The 15,910-nt window shown below is 68.6% G+C and carries 16 protein-coding genes and 2 tRNA genes; 17 read left to right on the forward strand and 1 reads right to left on the reverse strand.

The annotated features are described in order from the left end of the window. Positions 1–26 precede the first annotated feature (26 nt). Genes glyA through thpR form a run of 10 tightly spaced genes read left to right on the forward strand, consistent with a single transcriptional unit; the run spans position 27 to position 7,551 of the window. A complete protein-coding gene (glyA, locus tag PG2T_RS09875; RefSeq protein WP_236953337.1) occupies positions 27–1,229 on the forward strand; it encodes a serine hydroxymethyltransferase in 1,203 nt (400 codons plus the stop codon). 10 nt (positions 1,230–1,239) lie between these two features. Beyond that, the gene (gene nrdR / locus PG2T_RS09880) at positions 1,240–1,722 is read left to right on the forward strand and encodes a transcriptional regulator NrdR (RefSeq protein WP_068804707.1); all 483 of its coding nucleotides are present in this window, start codon (positions 1,240–1,242) and stop codon (positions 1,720–1,722) included. Beyond that, the gene (gene ribD / locus PG2T_RS09885; protein WP_068804708.1) at positions 1,722–2,813 is read left to right on the forward strand and encodes a bifunctional diaminohydroxyphosphoribosylaminopyrimidine deaminase/5-amino-6-(5-phosphoribosylamino)uracil reductase RibD; all 1,092 of its coding nucleotides are present in this window, start codon (positions 1,722–1,724) and stop codon (positions 2,811–2,813) included. Before nrdR ends, ribD begins: the two co-directional genes overlap by 1 nt. Before the next feature lie 21 nt (positions 2,814–2,834). Further along, positions 2,835–3,476, forward strand: a complete 642-nt coding sequence (locus PG2T_RS09890) for a riboflavin synthase (RefSeq protein ID WP_068804709.1) — start codon at positions 2,835–2,837, stop codon at positions 3,474–3,476. A gap of 17 nt (positions 3,477–3,493) precedes the next feature. Next, positions 3,494–4,618: a bifunctional 3,4-dihydroxy-2-butanone-4-phosphate synthase/GTP cyclohydrolase II gene (gene ribBA, locus PG2T_RS09895; RefSeq protein ID WP_068808134.1), complete on the forward strand. Its 1,125-nt coding sequence runs from the start codon at positions 3,494–3,496 to the stop codon at positions 4,616–4,618. A gap of 8 nt (positions 4,619–4,626) precedes the next feature. Next, the gene (gene ribH, locus PG2T_RS09900; protein WP_068804711.1) at positions 4,627–5,106 is read left to right on the forward strand and encodes a 6,7-dimethyl-8-ribityllumazine synthase; all 480 of its coding nucleotides are present in this window, start codon (positions 4,627–4,629) and stop codon (positions 5,104–5,106) included. Positions 5,107–5,122: 16 nt separating this feature from the next. Continuing rightward, positions 5,123–5,557, forward strand: a complete 435-nt coding sequence (gene nusB / locus PG2T_RS09905; RefSeq protein WP_068804713.1) for a transcription antitermination factor NusB — start codon at positions 5,123–5,125, stop codon at positions 5,555–5,557. Between the two features lie 32 nt (positions 5,558–5,589). Further along, a complete protein-coding gene (gene thiL / locus PG2T_RS09910) occupies positions 5,590–6,543 on the forward strand; it encodes a thiamine-phosphate kinase (protein ID WP_068804714.1) in 954 nt (317 codons plus the stop codon). Further along, positions 6,527–7,033 carry a phosphatidylglycerophosphatase A family protein gene (locus tag PG2T_RS09915; RefSeq protein WP_068804715.1) on the forward strand — a complete coding sequence of 169 codons (507 nt, stop codon included), beginning with the start codon at positions 6,527–6,529 and terminating at the stop codon, positions 7,031–7,033. Before thiL ends, PG2T_RS09915 begins: the two co-directional genes overlap by 17 nt. Further along, complete coding sequence (thpR, locus tag PG2T_RS09920) at positions 7,033–7,551, forward strand: RNA 2',3'-cyclic phosphodiesterase (protein ID WP_068804719.1); 519 nt, start codon at positions 7,033–7,035, stop codon at positions 7,549–7,551. Before PG2T_RS09915 ends, thpR begins: the two co-directional genes overlap by 1 nt. On the opposite strand, the gene PG2T_RS09925 is transcribed toward thpR, so the two are convergent. Further along, positions 7,518–9,299: a sigma-54-dependent Fis family transcriptional regulator gene (locus PG2T_RS09925; RefSeq protein WP_083214867.1), complete on the reverse strand. Its 1,782-nt coding sequence runs from the start codon at positions 9,297–9,299 to the stop codon at positions 7,518–7,520. The genes thpR and PG2T_RS09925 overlap by 34 nt on opposite strands. Positions 9,300–9,920: 621 nt before the next feature. On the opposite strand from PG2T_RS09925, the gene recA reads away from it, so the two are divergent. The 7 genes from recA (at position 9,921) to PG2T_RS09960 (ending at position 15,883) form a co-directional block, all read left to right on the forward strand. Beyond that, the gene (gene recA / locus PG2T_RS09930) at positions 9,921–10,946 is read left to right on the forward strand and encodes a recombinase RecA (RefSeq protein ID WP_068804721.1); all 1,026 of its coding nucleotides are present in this window, start codon (positions 9,921–9,923) and stop codon (positions 10,944–10,946) included. Between the two features lie 16 nt (positions 10,947–10,962). Further along, positions 10,963–11,424, forward strand: a complete 462-nt coding sequence (locus tag PG2T_RS09935; protein ID WP_068804724.1) for a regulatory protein RecX — start codon at positions 10,963–10,965, stop codon at positions 11,422–11,424. Then, on the forward strand, positions 11,421–14,036 hold the full coding sequence (alaS, locus tag PG2T_RS09940; protein WP_068804727.1) for an alanine--tRNA ligase: 2,616 nt from the start codon (positions 11,421–11,423) through the stop codon (positions 14,034–14,036). The genes PG2T_RS09935 and alaS overlap by 4 nt, the downstream gene beginning before the upstream one ends. A gap of 42 nt (positions 14,037–14,078) precedes the next feature. Next, the gene (locus PG2T_RS09945) at positions 14,079–15,302 is read left to right on the forward strand and encodes an aspartate kinase (protein ID WP_068804735.1); all 1,224 of its coding nucleotides are present in this window, start codon (positions 14,079–14,081) and stop codon (positions 15,300–15,302) included. Positions 15,303–15,413: 111 nt separating this feature from the next. After that, a complete protein-coding gene (gene csrA / locus PG2T_RS09950) occupies positions 15,414–15,614 on the forward strand; it encodes a carbon storage regulator CsrA (protein WP_068808140.1) in 201 nt (66 codons plus the stop codon). 46 nt (positions 15,615–15,660) lie between these two features. After that, positions 15,661–15,754 (forward strand) — tRNA-Ser (locus tag PG2T_RS09955). A gap of 52 nt (positions 15,755–15,806) precedes the next feature. Continuing rightward, a tRNA-Arg gene (locus PG2T_RS09960) sits at positions 15,807–15,883 on the forward strand. The last annotated feature ends 27 nt before the right edge of the window (positions 15,884–15,910 follow it).

Below are 15,910 nucleotides of genomic sequence, written 5' to 3' on the forward strand. Positions count from 1 at the left end.
ATTTCGACCCCCAGCTGTGGCAGTCCATGCAGGACGAGGTGCGCCGCCAGGAAGAGCACATCGAGCTGATCGCGTCCGAGAACTACGCCAGCCCGCGCGTGCTGGCGGCGCAGGGCTCGCAGCTGACCAACAAGTACGCCGAGGGCTATCCGGGGCGCCGCTACTACGGCGGCTGCGAGTACGTGGACGTGGCCGAGCGGCTGGCCATCGAGCGGGCGCGTGAGCTGTTCGGCGCCGATTACGCCAACGTGCAGCCGCACTCCGGCTCGCAGGCCAACGCCGCGGTGTTCATGGCGCTGATGGAGCCGGGCGACACGCTGCTGGGCATGAGTCTGGCCCACGGCGGGCACCTGACGCACGGCGCCTCGGTCAGCTTCTCGGGCAAGATCTATCGGGGCGTGCAGTACGGCATCGACATCGCCACCGGCCTGGTCGATTACGATCAGGTCGAGCACCTGGCGCGCGAATGCCGGCCCAAGGTCATCGTCGCCGGCTTCAGTGCCTACTCGCGGGCCATGGACTGGCACCGCTTCCGGGCCATCGCCGATGCGGTCGGCGCGTACCTGGTGGTCGACATGGCGCACGTGGCGGGCCTGGTGGCGGCCGGGCTGTATCCGAACCCGGTGCCGATCGCCGACGTCACCACCTCCACCACCCACAAGACCCTGCGCGGTCCGCGCGGCGGGCTGATCCTGGCCCGCGCCAACCCGGACATCGAGAAAAAGCTCAATTCCGCCGTGTTTCCGGGCGGCCAGGGCGGACCACTGATGCACGTCATCGCCGCCAAGGCGGTGTCGTTCCTGGAAGCGCTGCAGCCTGACTTCAAGGACTATCAGCGCGCGGTGGTGGACAACGCCCGGGCGATGGCCGATGTGATCGTCAATCGCGGCTACAAGGTGGTCTCCGGCGGCACCGACAATCACCTGTTCCTGGTCGACCTGATCGACAAGGGCCTGACCGGCAAGGCGGCCGAGGCGGCGCTGGGCGCGGCCAACATCACGGTCAACAAGAACGCCGTGCCGGGCGATCCGCAAAGCCCGTTCGTGACCAGCGGCATCCGCATCGGCACGCCGGCATCCACCACCCGCGGCTTTGGCGTGACGCAAACGCGCGAGCTGGCCGGCTGGATCTGCGACCTGCTCGATGATCTCGAAAACACGGCCGTGCAGCAGCGCGTCAAGGCGCAGGTGCTGGCGCTGTGCCAGCGTTTTCCGGTCTACGGCGACTAGGCCTGCTGTCGTGCGCTGCCCGTTCTGCGCCGCGCCCGACACCCGCGTGGTGGACTCGCGTCTGGCCGAAGAAGGCGATCGGGTGCGCCGTCGGCGCGAGTGCCAGACCTGCGGCGCGCGCTTCACCACCTTCGAGCAGGCCGAGCTGTCCTGGCCGCGCATCGTCAAGCGCGACGGCGGCCGGGTGCCCTTCGACGAGGCCAAGCTGCGCGCCGGCATGGAGCGGGCGCTCGAAAAACGCCCGGTGCGCAGCGACCAGGTCGACGCGGTGCTGGTGCGCATCAAGCGCAAGCTGCTCAGTCTGGGTGAGCGCGAGTGCCCGTCGCTGCAGCTTGGCGAATGGCTGATGGACGAGCTGCGGGTGCTGGACCCGGTCGCTTACGTGCGCTTTGCGTCCGTGTACCGCAGCTTCGAGGACCTGCGCGCGTTTCGTGACGAAGTGGAGCGCCTGGAGCGCGCCGCCCTGCCGCCCGAAGCGCCACCGCATTCCTGATGAACGATGTCGCCTGGATGGGCCGGGCGCTCGCCCTGGCCGAGGGCGGGCGTTACACCGCGGCGCCCAATCCGCTGGTCGGCTGCGTGCTGGTGCACGACGGCGCGGTGGTTGGCGAGGGCTATCACCGCCGCGCCGGCGAGGGGCATGCCGAGGTCAATGCGCTGCTGGAAGCCGGCCCGCGGGCCGGCGGCGTCACGGCCTATGTGACGCTCGAGCCGTGCGCCCACCACGGCCGCACGCCGCCCTGCGCCGAGGCGCTGATCGGCGCCGGCGTCGCCCGCGTGGTGGCGGCCATGCCGGATCCGAACCCGCTGGTGGCCGGCAAGGGACTGGCCCTTCTGCGCGCGGCCGGCATCGACGTCGAATGCGGCCTGCTCGCCGATGAGGCCGCGGCACTGAACCCCGGCTTCATCAAGCGCATGGCGACCGGGCGGCCGTATGTGCGGGTGAAGATGGCGCAGAGCCTGGACGGACGCAGCGCGCTGGCCGATGGCGAATCGCGCTGGATTACCGGTCCTGCGGCGCGTGCCGACGTGCAGTTGTGGCGGGCGCGCTCGCAGGCCATCGTCACCGGCATCGGCACCGTGCTGGCGGACGATCCGCAGCTGACCGTGCGCCTGCCGCAGGTTGACTGCCAGCCGCTGCGGGTCGTGCTCGACAGCGGGCTCAGCCTGCCGCCGACGGCGCGCCTGCTTCGCGAACCGGGCGGCACGCTGGTGGTTACAAACAGCGCGGACACGCCGCAAGCCGTCGCGCTGACCGCGGCCGGGGCGCAGATCGTGACCCTGCCCGCGGGAGCCGACAGCCGCATCGACCTTGGCGCGCTGCTCGATGAGCTTGCCCGGCGCCAGTGCAACGAGGTGCTGGTCGAAGCCGGACCGCGCCTGGCCGGCGCATTCCTGGCGGCGGGTCTGGTCGACGAACTGATCGTCTACATCGCCCCGCACCTGCTCGGGCACGACGCCCGGCCGGCCTTCGAGCTGCCGCCGGTGACCCGCATGGACGCGCGGCTCGACCTGGAACCGCTGGACGTTCTATCGTTCGGCCCCGATCTTCGGCTGCGCCTGCGCCCGCCCGCCCGCGCCTGACCCCCGGAAGCACACCACGCCATGTTCACCGGCATCATCCAGACCGTCGGCCAGGTCGCCGCCATCGACCGGCGCGGCGCAGACGCGCGTCTGCGCATTGCCGGCCTGCCGCTGCCCGACGGGGTGCTTGGTGAGAGCATCGCCGTCAGCGGTGTGTGCCTGACGGCGGTCGAGTTCAGCGGCGACGGCTTCGTGGCCGATGTGTCGGGCGAGACGCTGGCCTGCACCACGCTGGGTGCCTGGTCGGTCGGCCAGCGCGTGAATCTGGAACGGGCCCTGGCGGTGGGCGAGCGCCTCGGCGGGCATATCGTCAGTGGCCACGTGGATGGCGTCGGCGAGCTCGTGTCGCGCCAAACCGACGGCCGCTCGCAGCGCTTCACCCTGCGCGCCCCGGCGGCGTTGGCCCGCTACATTGCCGCCAAGGGCTCGATCACCGTGGACGGTGTCAGCCTGACCGTCAACACCGTCAGCGGCGCCGAGTTTGGTGTCAACATCGTGCCGCACACGCTGACCCACACCAGCCTCGACGCCCTGCGTGCCGGCAGCCGCGTCAACCTCGAAGTCGACCTGTTGGCCCGCTACCTGGAGCGCCTGCTGGGGCGCGATGCGGGCGGCGATGTCGACATGGCCCTGCTGGCCGAACATGGATTCCTGAACCGATGAACGCCATCGATCCGAAGATGCACCTGAACAGCACCGAAGAAATCATCGCCGACATCAAGGCCGGCAAGATGGTCATCCTGATGGATGACGCCGACCGCGAGAACGAGGGCGACCTGATCCTGGCCGGCGAGTGCGTGACACCGGAGGCCATCAACTTCATGGCCCGCTACGGCCGCGGCCTGATCTGCCTGACCCTGACCGAGGCACGCTGCCGGCAGCTGAACCTGCCGCTGATGGTGGCCGACAACAACGACAAGAACACCACCAATTTCACGGTGTCGATCGAGGCCGCCAGCGGCGTCACCACCGGCATTTCGGCCGCCGACCGGGCGGTGACCGTGCAGGCGGCCGTCAAGCCCGACGCGCGGCCGGGCGACATCGTCATGCCGGGCCACATCTTTCCGCTGCGCGCGCAGCCGGGCGGCGTGCTGACGCGCGCCGGCCACACCGAGGCCGGCTGCGACCTGGCGCGCCTGGCCGGCCTGGAGCCCTCGGCCGTGATCGTCGAGATCCTGAACGAAGACGGCAGCATGGCCCGCTACCCGCAGCTGGTCGAATTCGCCCAAACGCACAACCTCAAGATCGGCACCATCGCCGACCTGATCCGCTACCGGGTGGAGCAGGAAGGCTCGGTCGAGTGGGTGGCCGAGAGCAGCTTCGAGAGCGAATTCGGCAGCTTCCGGCTGGTGGCCTTCCACGAAAACGACCACGGCGAGGTGCACCTGGCGCTGGTGATGGGCGACATCCGCCGCGACGAGCCGACCCTGGCGCGGGTGCAGCAGGCCAGCGTGCTGCGCGACATCCTGGGCGCCCAGTCGCCGAACCGCTGGTCCGTACGCCGGGCACTCTCGACCATTGCCGACGCGGGTCGCGGGGTTCTGGTGCTGCTCAGTCCGACCGACCTGCCGCAGACCCTGCTGGGCGAGGTGCAGGCCTACAAGATGCGTCACCTGGGCGTGCCGCTGCCGGGCCTGGACCCGAACCCGGAGCTGCGCATGTACGGCGTTGGTGCGCAGATCCTGGCGCAGCTGGGAGTCGGGCGCATGCGCATCATGGGCAAGCCGCGTAAACTGCACGGTCTTGCCGGTTTTGGCCTGGAACTGGTCGATTTCGTGCCGCCCGAGGCGGCCCGCGAGGAATGATTCCGCTCATGAGCGCGTCCCACACCCTGCTTTCCGGCGGCCTCACGGCGCCTGCCGGCAGCCGCTTCGGCATCGTCGTCGGGCGTTTCAACGACTTCATCAGCGAGCGCCTGCTGGCCGCCGCCATCGACACGCTGCGCCGTCACGGCGTGGCGGAATCGGACCTCACCGTTGCCTGGGCGCCGGGCGCCTTCGAACTGCCGCTGGCCGCCAAGCGCCTGGCCGCGTCCGGCCGTGTCGACGCGCTGATCGCGCTCGGCTGCGTCATCCGCGGCGCCACGCCGCACTTCGATTTCGTGGCCGGCGAGTGCGCCAAGGGCCTGTCGTCGGTGGCGCTGGGCAGCGGCCTGCCGGTGGCATTTGGCGTGCTGACGGTGGACAGCATCGAGCAGGCCATCGAGCGGGCCGGCACCAAGGCCGGCAACAAGGGCGCCGACGCCGCCCTGTCGGCGCTCGAGATGGTCAACCTGCTGGCCGCCATCGGCTGACGGAGCGCATGACCCGATGTCCCGAGCCCGTTCCAAGGCGCGCCGCGGCGCGCTGCAGGCCCTGTATCAATGGCAGTTGGCAGGCGGCGATGACAGCCTGGCCAGCATCGAGAGCCAGTTCCTGGCCGAGCGCGAGCTGGGCGATATCGACGCCGAGTATTTCCACGAGTTGCTGACCGAGGTCGGCCGCCGCCGCGCGGACTACGACCAACGCATCGCGCCGCTGCTGGATCGCCCGCTGGAGCAGCTGGATCCGGTCGAGCACGCCATCCTGTGGCTGGGCAGCTATGAGCTGGAAGCCCGTTGGGACATTCCGTTCCGGGTCGTCATCGCCGAGGCAATGGAACTGACCAAGCAGTTCGGCGGCGACAATGCCCACCGCTACGTGAACGCCATCCTCGATCGCCTGGCACGCGAGCTGCGCGCCGCCGAGCGCGCACTGCCGACCTGACGCCCGACCTTCCCGCTCGGATCGCCGCCGCGATGCCCGGTGAATTCGAACTGATCGCCCGCCATTTCGCCGCCTTGACGGGTCGGCGCGCCGATGTCGTGCTGGGTGTCGGCGACGACGCCGCGCTGCTCGACCTGCCGCCGGGGCAGGAACTGGTCGCCACGGTCGATACGCTGGCCCTTGGCGTGCATTTTTTTGCCGACTGCCCACCGGCGGCGCTCGGCCACAAGGCGCTGGCGGTCAATCTGTCCGACCTGGCGGCCATGGGCGCCGGGCCGGCCTGGGCCTTGCTCGCGCTCACCCTGCCGGCGGCCGACGACGCCTGGCTGGCACGGTTTGCAGCCGGTTTTGCGGCGCTCGCGCGCAGCTTCGACGTGTCCCTGGTCGGCGGCGATACCTGCCGGGGGCCGCTGGCCGTCACGATCACCGCCCTTGGCCACGTGCCACGTGGGCAGGCGCTGCGCCGCAGCGGCGCCCGGGCTGGCGATGGCGTGTACGTGAGCGGTGAGATTGGCGCGGCGGGTCTGGCGGTGCGGGCACGACGGGGCGAAATCACGCTGCCGGCGGCGCTCGCCACCCATGCCGCGCGGCGGCTCGACTATCCGCAGCCGCGAGTGGCGCTCGGCCTGGCCCTGCGTGGCCTGGCCAGCGCGGCCATCGACGTTTCGGACGGCCTGCTGGCGGATCTGGGCCACATCTGCGCCAGCAGCGGTGTCGGCGCCCGGCTCGAACTGGCCCGTTTGCCGCTGCCGGACGGCGCACTCGCCGTGGCCACCCGCGAAAGCCTTGTCGGTTCCGGCGACGATTACGAGCTTTGCTTCACCGTGCCACCGCGCCACGAGCCGGCCCTGGGCGCGTTGGCGGCGAGCGTCGGTTGTGCGCTCACCTGCATCGGCCGGATCGAGGCTGCGCCCGGACTGTGGCTGGTCGATGAAGCCGGCCAAACCCGGCCGGCGGCGCAGGGTGGGCATGACCACTTCCGCTGAGCGACCGCGTCGCCCGCCTGCGGCGCTGCTGCGTCAGCCGGCCTGCGCGCTGGCACTGGGCTTCGGCGCCGGTCTGGCACCGCGGGCGCCGGGAACTTTCGGCGCCTTGCTCGGCCTGCCCCTGGCCGCCGCACTGACGCAGGTTTCGCTGCCGGTGGCCGCGCTTGTGCTGATGCTGCTCAGTCTGGTCGGTGTGTGGTGCTGCGACATTGCCGGGCGGCGCCTGGGGATATCCGATCACCCGGCCATCGTCTGGGACGAGGTGGTCGGCATGGCCCTGACGCTGCTGGCGGTGCCACTGGCCTGGCCCCATTACCTTGCGGGATTCGCGCTGTTTCGCGCCTTCGACATCCTGAAGCCCTGGCCGGTCGGGGCGCTGGACCGCCAGGTCGGCGGTGGCCTTGGCGTGATGCTGGATGACCTGGCGGCCGCGCTGCTGGCCGGGGCCACGCTGCAACTGGCCATGCAGGCGGGCGTGCTCGCCGTCTGATGTCCGCCGCCGGGCGCCTGTTCTTTGCCCTGCTGCCGCCGCCCGACCTTCAGGCCGAGCTTGGCCGGCTGGCGGTCTGGTGCCAGCGCCGCTGCGGCGGCTTTGCGGTGGCACCGGAAAACATCCACCTGACGCTGCTGTTTCTGGGCGAGCTCGTACCGGGCCAGGTTGATGTGGTGCGGCGGGCGGCGGCCGGGCTGCGCCGCGAGTCGTTCGGCATGAACCTGGACCGGATCGAATTCTGGCCCGGTCCGCGCTTGTTGTGCGCGGTACCCGATCAGCCGCTGCCAGCGGCCACGGCCCTGTCAGCTGCGCTTCGCGACGCAGTACGGGGCGTCGTGACGCTCCCACCGCGACCGTTTGCAGCGCACATCACCCTGCTGCGCCGGCTGCGGCGCCTGGGCGAGGTGTCGATGCTGCCGCTGGCCTGGTCGGCGACCGAGTTCTGCCTGCTGCGTTCGCAGCCGGTCGGCCGGGATGTGCGCTATTCGTCGATCGACGCCTGGCCCTGCGCCTGACCGGCGCTGCGTTTCTCCAGGCGGTACGCAAGCTGGCGGCGGCTGATGCCCAGTTGCCGGGCGGCCTGGGCAAGGTTGCCGTCCGCCTGTTCGATTGCCAGGTCGATCAGGGTCTGTTCGGCGGCGTCCAGCGGGCCACTGTGCGTGTCCAGCAGCGGCGCCAGCCGCTCGCGCAGGTTCTCGCTGTCGTCGCGCGCCTGCGCGGCCCTGGATCGCCCGGCCAACCGGCCGCCGGCGTCGATGCCAAAGGTGGCCGGCAGCGCTCCCTGCTGCGCGGTAAACAGGTGTGAGATGCCGATCGGTTCGCCGTCGTCCGCCAGCAGCACGCCGCGCTCGATCATGTTCTCGAGCTCCCGGATGTTGCCGGGAAAGGCGTAGCTCAGGAGCGCTTCCACGGCTTCCGGCGCAAAGCTGCCCGCGGTCTTGCCGTGACGCTGGCTGAACCGATCCAGGAAGTGGCGCATCAGGAGCGGAATGTCGTCGCGCCGCTCGCGCAGCGGCGGGATGCGGACCGGAAACGTGGTCAGGCGAAAGTACAGGTCTTCCCGGAAGGTGCCCCGCGCGACGGCGTCCTTGAGGTCGACATTGGTGGCGGCCAGCAGGCGCACGTCGACCTTGCGCGTCTGACTGTCGCCGACGCGCTCGATCTCGCCCTCCTGCAGCGCGCGCAGCAACTTGGCCTGCGCGCTCAGGGTCAGGGTGCCGATCTCGTCCAGAAACAGCGTGCCACCGTGGGCGCGCTCGAAGCGCCCGGGGCGTGAATCCGTGGCGCCGGTGTAGGCGCCCTTGACCACGCCGAACAGTTCGGCCTCGATCAGGTTCTCCGGCAGGGCCGCGCAGTTGACCGCCACGAACGGGTGCTCGCTGCGACGGCCCATGCGGTGCAACATGCGCGCGAAGATTTCCTTGCCGACGCCGGTTTCGCCCAGGAACAGGACGGTGACGTCGGTCGGCGCGGCCTTGCCCAGCAGATGCATCGCGGCGCCGAAACCTGCGGAAATGCCCACGACATCCACGGCCGGTCCAGTCGCGGCGGGCTCCTGCCGTGCGCCGTCGGCCGGCTTGCCAAAGCGGTTGACGAACTCCTGCGGGCGAAAGTACGGCGCCTTGCGGCGCTGGCGGTCCCATTCCTCGACGGTGCGACCGATCAGGCGGCAGTGGTCGTGGCCCATGGCGCGACATTCCACTTCGTCCACGATGATCGGCCGGCCGGCGAAGGCGCTGCTGTAACCGCTGCCATAACCGACGGCGGTCCAGCACACCGCCTCGGCGCTGACGCCAAGCGTGTTCACGTGGGTGTCGGCCTCGATCGAATCGCGCAGCAGAAACGCGCCGTAGAACGCATTGGTGACCGGATCGACCCGCAGTTCCTGCACCTCCAGCCAACCGAAGCCGCTGAGCGCGTGTACCTGCGGGCCAACCGCGAAAGCGTCGAACAGGTCGCCTTCGGGCCGCACCCGGCGCGCCAGGGCGGCGTCTCGCGTGCCCTCGGCATAACCGACGCGCTTGAGCACGGTTCGCGCGCGCGTGAAGCCGATCGACTCGATCAGCTCCCGCCGCAGGGTGCCAAAGGCGCTGTCGCGCATCAGGATCGAGCGCTGGTCGTCAAGCCAGATCCGGCCCTCCGCGGGCGCGAAGCGCAAGCGCCGGGCCAGATCCTCGATGTCCGGGAAATGTTTGGTATCGCCCTCCCATTGGTAAACGAGGCTGGCGGAACCGGGCGGGAGATCCGACGCGGGCTTGCTCATGGATGCCGACAAAATTGTTAGAAGATGGGTTGAAGTCTAGGCCGGAGTGACAATTTCGTCCATGAAAAGCGACCGATTCCTTGCGGAAGAGCCTGCCCCGACCAGGCCAGGAGATCAGCAAAACGGCTTGAACATTAACTTTGGCGGCATACGGCACGTTCTCTGCTTAGACCGTACTGCCTAAGCGGTCGTCAGGCCGTCGCCACGAAGGCGGCAGCGCGCCGATCGTCAGGACACGCCTCGGCGGGCGTGTCTTGGTGGGTCTACGCAGTCAGCCACGGATGGCATGGCTGCTGACACCGCTCATCGGCGAATCGACGGTCGGCCAGGCACCCTGGCTTCCCCCTTGCACAGGGGGTCGGCCGACAATCGGTTTGCCTCATCGGCGTTACCGGGCCGCGGGGTCACCCCGGCCCGGTTTTTTCCACCGCCGCCTGTCGATTTTCCGGTTCCTGCCCGTGCTACGGAGGGCAAAGTCGCCATGGACGGCGACGCGGTGGGATCCCGTTCCAAATCACTGTCCAGGGCAGTCGCCATAGGCCTTGTGTTAGGCCACCTACTGCGCCGTGTGGAATAATGCCAGCCGGTTTTTTGCATCCGCCAGCAAGGCACGGGGACGGCATGGACGACAACAAGCAGAAGGCACTGACGGCTGCACTCGGGCAGATCGAGAAGCAGTTCGGCAAGGGTGCCGTCATGCGTCTGGGCGATCCTGGATCCGTCCGTGATGTTGAAGCAATCTCCACCGGCTCGCTGTATCTGGATATCGCGCTGGGCGTCGGCGGCCTGCCGCGCGGCCGCGTGATCGAAATCTTTGGACCCGAATCGTCCGGCAAGACCACCATCGCCCTGCAGACCGTGGCCCAGATGCAGCGCATCGGCGGCACGGCGGCCTTCGTGGATGCCGAGCACGCACTCGACCCGTCCTACGCCGAGAAGCTGGGTATCAATATCGCCGACCTGCTGATATCGCAGCCGGATACCGGCGAGCAGGCGCTCGAAATCGTCGACATGCTGGTGCGCTCCGGCGCGGTCGACATTGTGGTGGTCGACTCGGTGGCAGCGCTGACGCCGCGAGCTGAAATCGAAGGCGAGATGGGCGACTCGCACGTCGGCCTGCACGCGCGCCTGATGTCGCAGGCCCTGCGCAAGCTGACTGCCAGCATCAGCCGCTCGAACACCACGGTCATCTTCATCAATCAGATCCGCATGAAGATCGGCGTCATGTTCGGCAGCCCCGAAACCACCACCGGTGGCAATGCGCTCAAGTTCTATGCCTCGGTGCGTCTGGACATCCGCCGTATCGGCTCGATCAAGAAAGGCGAAGAGGTGATCGGCAACGAAACCCGCGTCAAGGTGGTCAAGAACAAGGTCTCGCCGCCGTTCAAGACCGCCGAGTTCGACATCCTGTACGGCGCCGGGGTTTCCCGCGAGGGCGAGATTCTGGACCTGGGCGTGAACCTGGGCCTGATCGAGAAATCGGGCGCCTGGTATTCCTACAATGGCGAGCGCATAGGCCAGGGCCGCGACAACGTGCGCGATTTCCTGCGTGCCAACCCCGAAACGGCCGAGGCCATCGAGGCGCTGATTCGCAGCCGCATGCTGCCGGCGCGCAAGGTGGCGGCCGAGGCGGCAAGTCCGGTCTGAAGCTTCGTGACGGGGCGTGGAAGATCCGGCTGAAGCGGCCCGCGCGCAGGCGCTGAAATTGCTCGCCCGGCGCGAGCACACCCGCAGTGAACTGGCTCGCAAGCTCGCCCAGCGGGGCATCGACCGGCAGCACGCCGACACTGCCCTGCAAGGCCTAATGGATGCGGGTTATCTGTCCGATACACGGTATGCGCAAGCGCGGGTGACCGAACTGCTGCGGCGCCGCTACGGGCCGCTACGGGCACAAGCCGACTTGCGCAGCCACGGCGTGGACAGTGAGGTGATCGACCGCGTGGTCGACGTCGAGCACCCCGACTGGTATGCGGCTTGCCGCGCGGCGCATGCGCAGAAAACCGGCCGCCAAACCACGGCAACCCTGGCGGAACGCGCCCGCCAGCAACGCCAGCTGCAGGCCCGAGGTTTCACCAGTTCGCAGATTCGCGCAGCCCTGACAAACGTCACCGACGACGACGCATGAAAAGCACCGACATCCGCCGCAGTTTTCTGAACTTCTTCGCCAGCCATGGGCACCAGGAGGTGGCTTCCAGCTCCCTGGTGCCGCACGGGGACGCGACGCTGCTGTTCACCAACGCTGGCATGGTGCAGTTCAAGGACGTGTTCCTGGGTCTCGAACAGCGCCCGTACCGGCGCGCGGCGTCGGCGCAGCGCTGCGTGCGCGCCGGCGGAAAGCACAACGATCTGGACAACGTGGGCTATACGGCGCGCCACCACACGTTCTTCGAGATGCTGGGCAACTTCAGCTTCGGCGATTACTTCAAGCGCGATGCCATCCGCTTTGCCTGGAGCTTTCTGACCGAGGTGCTGCGCCTGCCGGCCGAGCGGCTGTGGGTCACCATCCACCCCGAGGACGACGAAGCTGCCGACATCTGGCTGGGCGAGATTGGTGTTCCGGAAGCCCGCTTCCGGCGCATTCCAGGCGACGACAATTTCTGGTCCATGGGCGACATCGGCCCGTGCGGGCCGTGCACCGAGATTTTCTACGATCACGGCCCGGGCATCGCCGGCGGCCCGCCCGGCTCGCCGGACGCCGACGGCGATCGCTACATCGAGATCTGGAACCTGGTCTTCATGCAGTACGAGCGCCTGACCGACGGCAGCCTCAAGCCTCTGCCCAAGCCCTCGGTCGATACCGGCATGGGCCTGGAGCGCCTGGCGGCGGTGCTGCAGGGCGTGCACGACAACTACGACACGGACATTTTTCGCGGCCTGATCGACGCGGCGGCGCAGGTGATCGGCACCGACGACCTGGCCTCCCGCTCGCTGCGGGTGATTGCGGACCACATCCGCTCGTGCGCGTTCCTGATCGCCGACGGCGTGTTGCCCAGCAACGAAGGCCGCGGCTACGTGCTGCGGCGCATCATCCGCCGCGCCGTGCGCCACGGTGCGCGCCTGGGCGCCAGCGGGCCGTTCTTCCACCGCCTGGTGGCACCCCTGGTGCGCGAGATGGGCGGTGCCTATCCGGAGCTGACGCAGGCGCAGCCGGCCGTTGAAGCGGCCCTGCTGGAAGAGGAGGAGCGCTTTGCCCAGACCCTGTCGCACGGCCTGGCCATCCTGGAGCGGGACATGCAGGGCCTGGAGGGCCGGTGCATTCCGGGCGAGACCGTGTTTCGCCTGTACGACACCTACGGTTTTCCGGTCGACCTGACCGCTGACATTGCCCGTGAGCGAGGCCTGGAAATCGACCTGGACGGCTTCGAGCAGGCCATGGCGCAGCAGCGCGAACGGGCCCGGGCTGCCAGTACCTTTAATCTCGCCAGTGTCGCTGAGCTCCACTCCTTCATGGAGATGGAAGTGGTTTGGACGCAGGACTTCTGCGGCTACAAAAACGACGAAGTCCTTGCTCGCGTGAGGGATTTGTTCGTGGATGGACAGCGTGTGTCGAGCATTACGGCCGGCCAGCAGGCCACCGTAACCCTGAACCCGACGCCGTTTTATGCGGAATCGGGTGGGCAAGTGGGCGACCAGGGACAGCTTGAAGGTCCGGCCGGCGTGTTCAATGTCGCCGACACGCGAAAGGCTGGCGACAAGCACCTTCACATTGGAGTCCTCCGGACGGGCACGCTTGCTGAGGGTGACGAAGTCACGGCCCGCGTAGACGTCGCCCGACGCACGCGCATCCGTGCCAACCATTCCGCGACGCACCTGCTGCACGCCGCGCTGCGCCAGGTGCTCGGGCCACACGTGACGCAGAAAGGCTCGCTGGTCGATGCCGAACGCCTGCGCTTTGACTTCTCTCACGGCAAGCCGCTGACCGCTGGTGAGCTGCGTGCCATCGAGGATCTGGTCAACGCCCAGGTGCGCGCCAACAGTGAAGCGCAGGTTCAGGAAATGGCGCTGGCCGAGGCCCAGCAGGCCGGTGCGATGGCGCTGTTCGGTGAGAAATACGGCGAGCGGGTGCGCGTGCTGCGCCTCGGGGATTTCTCGGTCGAGCTGTGCGGCGGCACCCACGTGAGGCGCGCCGGCGACATTGGTCTGGTCAAGATCATCGCCGAATCGGCGGTGGCCGCTGGCGTGCGGCGCATCGAGGCGGTGGCCGGCGAAGGCGCCATGGCCTGGCTGGCCCAGGCGCAGGAGCGCCTGCGCAGTGTGGCCGCGGCCCTGCAGACCGGCGAAGCCGAGCTGCTCGACAAGCTTGACCAGGTTTTGCAGCGCCAGCGTGAGCTGGACAAGGAGCTCGAACGCCTGCGCGGCAAGCTTGCCAATCAGGCCGGCGACAGTCTGACCGGGCAGGCGGTGGAAGTGGCCGGCGTGCAGGTGCTGGCGGCGCAGGTGGAGGCCATGGACGCCAAGGCCCTGCGCGATCTGGCCGACCAGTTGCGTCAGAAGCTCGGCAGCGCGGTGCTGCTGCTGGCGAGTGTCGACAGCGGCAAGGTCAGCTTGGTGGCTGCCGTAACGGCCGATCTGACCGCCCGCCTCAAGGCCGGCGAACTGGTCAATGCGGTCGCCAGTCAGGTCGGCGGCAAGGGTGGCGGCCGACCTGACATGGCGATGGCCGGTGGCGATCGACCGGACGCCCTGCCGCAAGCGCTGGCCGGCGTGGTGGACTGGGTCCGCCAGCGCCTTGCCTGACGCGGCATATTTTTCAACCCATTCCGAGGAGCAAGACAGGCAATGGCCCTGATCGTGCAAAAGTACGGCGGGACGTCCATGGGCAGCCCCGAGCGCATCGGCGCCGTGGCGGACCGCGTCGGGCGGGCGCGCGCCGAAGGCCACCAGGTGGTGGTGGTGGTGTCCGCCATGTCGGGCGAAACCGACCGCCTGATCAAACTCGCCAAATCCATCAGCGCCCGGCCGCCGGCCCGTGAAATGGACGTGCTGCTGGCCACCGGCGAGCAGGCGTCGATCGCGCTGCTGGCCATGGCGCTGGCCGAGCGCGGCGTGCCGGCGCGCTCGTTCACCGGCGCGCAGGTGCACATCCTGACCGACAGCGCGCACAGCAAGGCGCGCATCCTGGACATCGACGACCGCCGCCTGCGCGCCAGCCTCGACGCCGGAGAAGTGGCGGTGGTGGCCGGCTTTCAGGGCGTGGATCAGGACGGCAGCATCACCACCCTGGGCCGCGGCGGTTCCGACACCACAGCCGTCGCGCTGGCGGCGGCGCTCAAGGCCGACGAGTGCCAGATCTACACCGACGTCGACGGCGTCTACACCACCGACCCGCGCGTCGAGCCGCGCGCCCGGCGCCTGGATCGCATCACCTTCGAGGAAATGCTCGAAATGGCTAGTCTGGGCGCCAAGGTGCTGCAGATTCGTTCGGTGGAATTCGCCGGCAAATACAAGGTCCCGCTGCGCGTGCTGTCGAGCTTCGCGGATGGCCCCGGCACACTGATCACCCTGGAGGAACGCGGCGTGGAAGACCCCCTCATTTCCGGTATTGCCTTCAACCGCGACGAGGCGCAGATCACCGTCGCCGGCATTCCGGACCGGCCGGGCGTGGCCTCGGCCATCTTTGGTCCGATCGCCAGGGCCAACATCGAGGTGGACGTCATCGTGCAGAGCATCGGCCAGGACGGCCTGACCACGATGAGCTTCACCGTGCATCGCAACGAGTACCCGGCGGCCATGTCCCTGCTGGGCGGGATCGCCGCCGAGCTGGGCGCGCGCAGCGTCGGCGGCGATGACCAGATCGCCAAGATCTCGCTGGTCGGCGTCGGCATGCGTTCGCACGCCGGGGTGGCGGCGACCATGTTCGACGCGCTGGCCGCCGAGGGCATCAATATCCGCATGATCTCGACCTCGGAGATCAAGATTTCGGTCATCGTGGACGAGAAATACGTCGAGCTGGCCGTGCGCACCCTGCATGAGGCCTTTGGCCTGGCAAGTCCTGCGGTTTAAAAAACTAAACGTTTGTGTTGCAATGCCCCGCGACGGGGCTGCCTGCGCCGAACACAGGCCGTAGGGTCGATGGGATGACCCGTGACCGTCGGGAACCGATAGGGGGTGATCATGCTGATTCTTACGCGCCGGGCCGGCGAAACACTGATGATCGGCGACGGCATCGAAATCACGGTACTGGGCACCAAGGGCAACCAGGTGCGCCTGGGGGTCAAGGCGCCGCGCGACGTGCCGGTGCACCGGGCTGAAATCTACGAGCGCATCCAGCAGGAACGCGTCGAGTCGACGACCGAGCTGGCCGAACAGGGCTGAACGCTTTGCGCCGGCCCGGGGAAGCGGGTATTCTGCGCGCCCTCCCGGAGAGATGGCCGAGTCGGCTGAAGGCGCTCCCCTGCTAAGGGAGTATGGGGTCAAAAGCCCCATCGAGGGTTCGAATCCCTCTCTCTCCGCCATCGTTTCTGGTTGACAGCGCAGGCTGCAAATCGCGATAATTGCTCGCTTCGCGCGCCCGTAGCTCAGTTGGATAGAGTACCTGGCTACGAACCAGGCGGTCGGGAGTTCGAATCTCTCCGGGCGCGCCATTCAGAAGACACGAAAAGCCCGGACGG

This window comes from Immundisolibacter cernigliae, from assembly GCF_001697225.1.
Lineage (GTDB): Bacteria > Pseudomonadota > Gammaproteobacteria > Immundisolibacterales > Immundisolibacteraceae > Immundisolibacter > Immundisolibacter cernigliae.

What these genes read in the sequence shown, in the direction of transcription:
- ribH (WP_068804711.1), top strand. Translation starts at nt 4,627, where the DNA reads ATGAGCGCGTCCCACACCCTGCTTTCCGGCGGCCTCACGGCGCCTGCC.
- recA (WP_068804721.1), top strand. Translation starts at nt 9,921, where the DNA reads ATGGACGACAACAAGCAGAAGGCACTGACGGCTGCACTCGGGCAGATC.
- thpR (WP_068804719.1), top strand. Translation starts at nt 7,033, where the DNA reads ATGTCCGCCGCCGGGCGCCTGTTCTTTGCCCTGCTGCCGCCGCCCGAC.
- glyA (WP_236953337.1), top strand. Translation starts at nt 27, where the DNA reads ATGCAGGACGAGGTGCGCCGCCAGGAAGAGCACATCGAGCTGATCGCG.
- ribBA (WP_068808134.1), top strand. Translation starts at nt 3,494, where the DNA reads ATGCACCTGAACAGCACCGAAGAAATCATCGCCGACATCAAGGCCGGC.
- nusB (WP_068804713.1), top strand. Translation starts at nt 5,123, where the DNA reads ATGTCCCGAGCCCGTTCCAAGGCGCGCCGCGGCGCGCTGCAGGCCCTG.
- ribD (WP_068804708.1), top strand. Translation starts at nt 1,722, where the DNA reads ATGAACGATGTCGCCTGGATGGGCCGGGCGCTCGCCCTGGCCGAGGGC.
- PG2T_RS09925 (WP_083214867.1), bottom strand. Translation starts at nt 9,299, where the DNA reads ATGAGCAAGCCCGCGTCGGATCTCCCGCCCGGTTCCGCCAGCCTCGTT.
- csrA (WP_068808140.1), top strand. Translation starts at nt 15,414, where the DNA reads ATGCTGATTCTTACGCGCCGGGCCGGCGAAACACTGATGATCGGCGAC.
- PG2T_RS09890 (WP_068804709.1), top strand. Translation starts at nt 2,835, where the DNA reads ATGTTCACCGGCATCATCCAGACCGTCGGCCAGGTCGCCGCCATCGAC.
- alaS (WP_068804727.1), top strand. Translation starts at nt 11,421, where the DNA reads ATGAAAAGCACCGACATCCGCCGCAGTTTTCTGAACTTCTTCGCCAGC.
- thiL (WP_068804714.1), top strand. Translation starts at nt 5,590, where the DNA reads ATGCCCGGTGAATTCGAACTGATCGCCCGCCATTTCGCCGCCTTGACG.
- PG2T_RS09945 (WP_068804735.1), top strand. Translation starts at nt 14,079, where the DNA reads ATGGCCCTGATCGTGCAAAAGTACGGCGGGACGTCCATGGGCAGCCCC.
- PG2T_RS09915 (WP_068804715.1), top strand. Translation starts at nt 6,527, where the DNA reads ATGACCACTTCCGCTGAGCGACCGCGTCGCCCGCCTGCGGCGCTGCTG.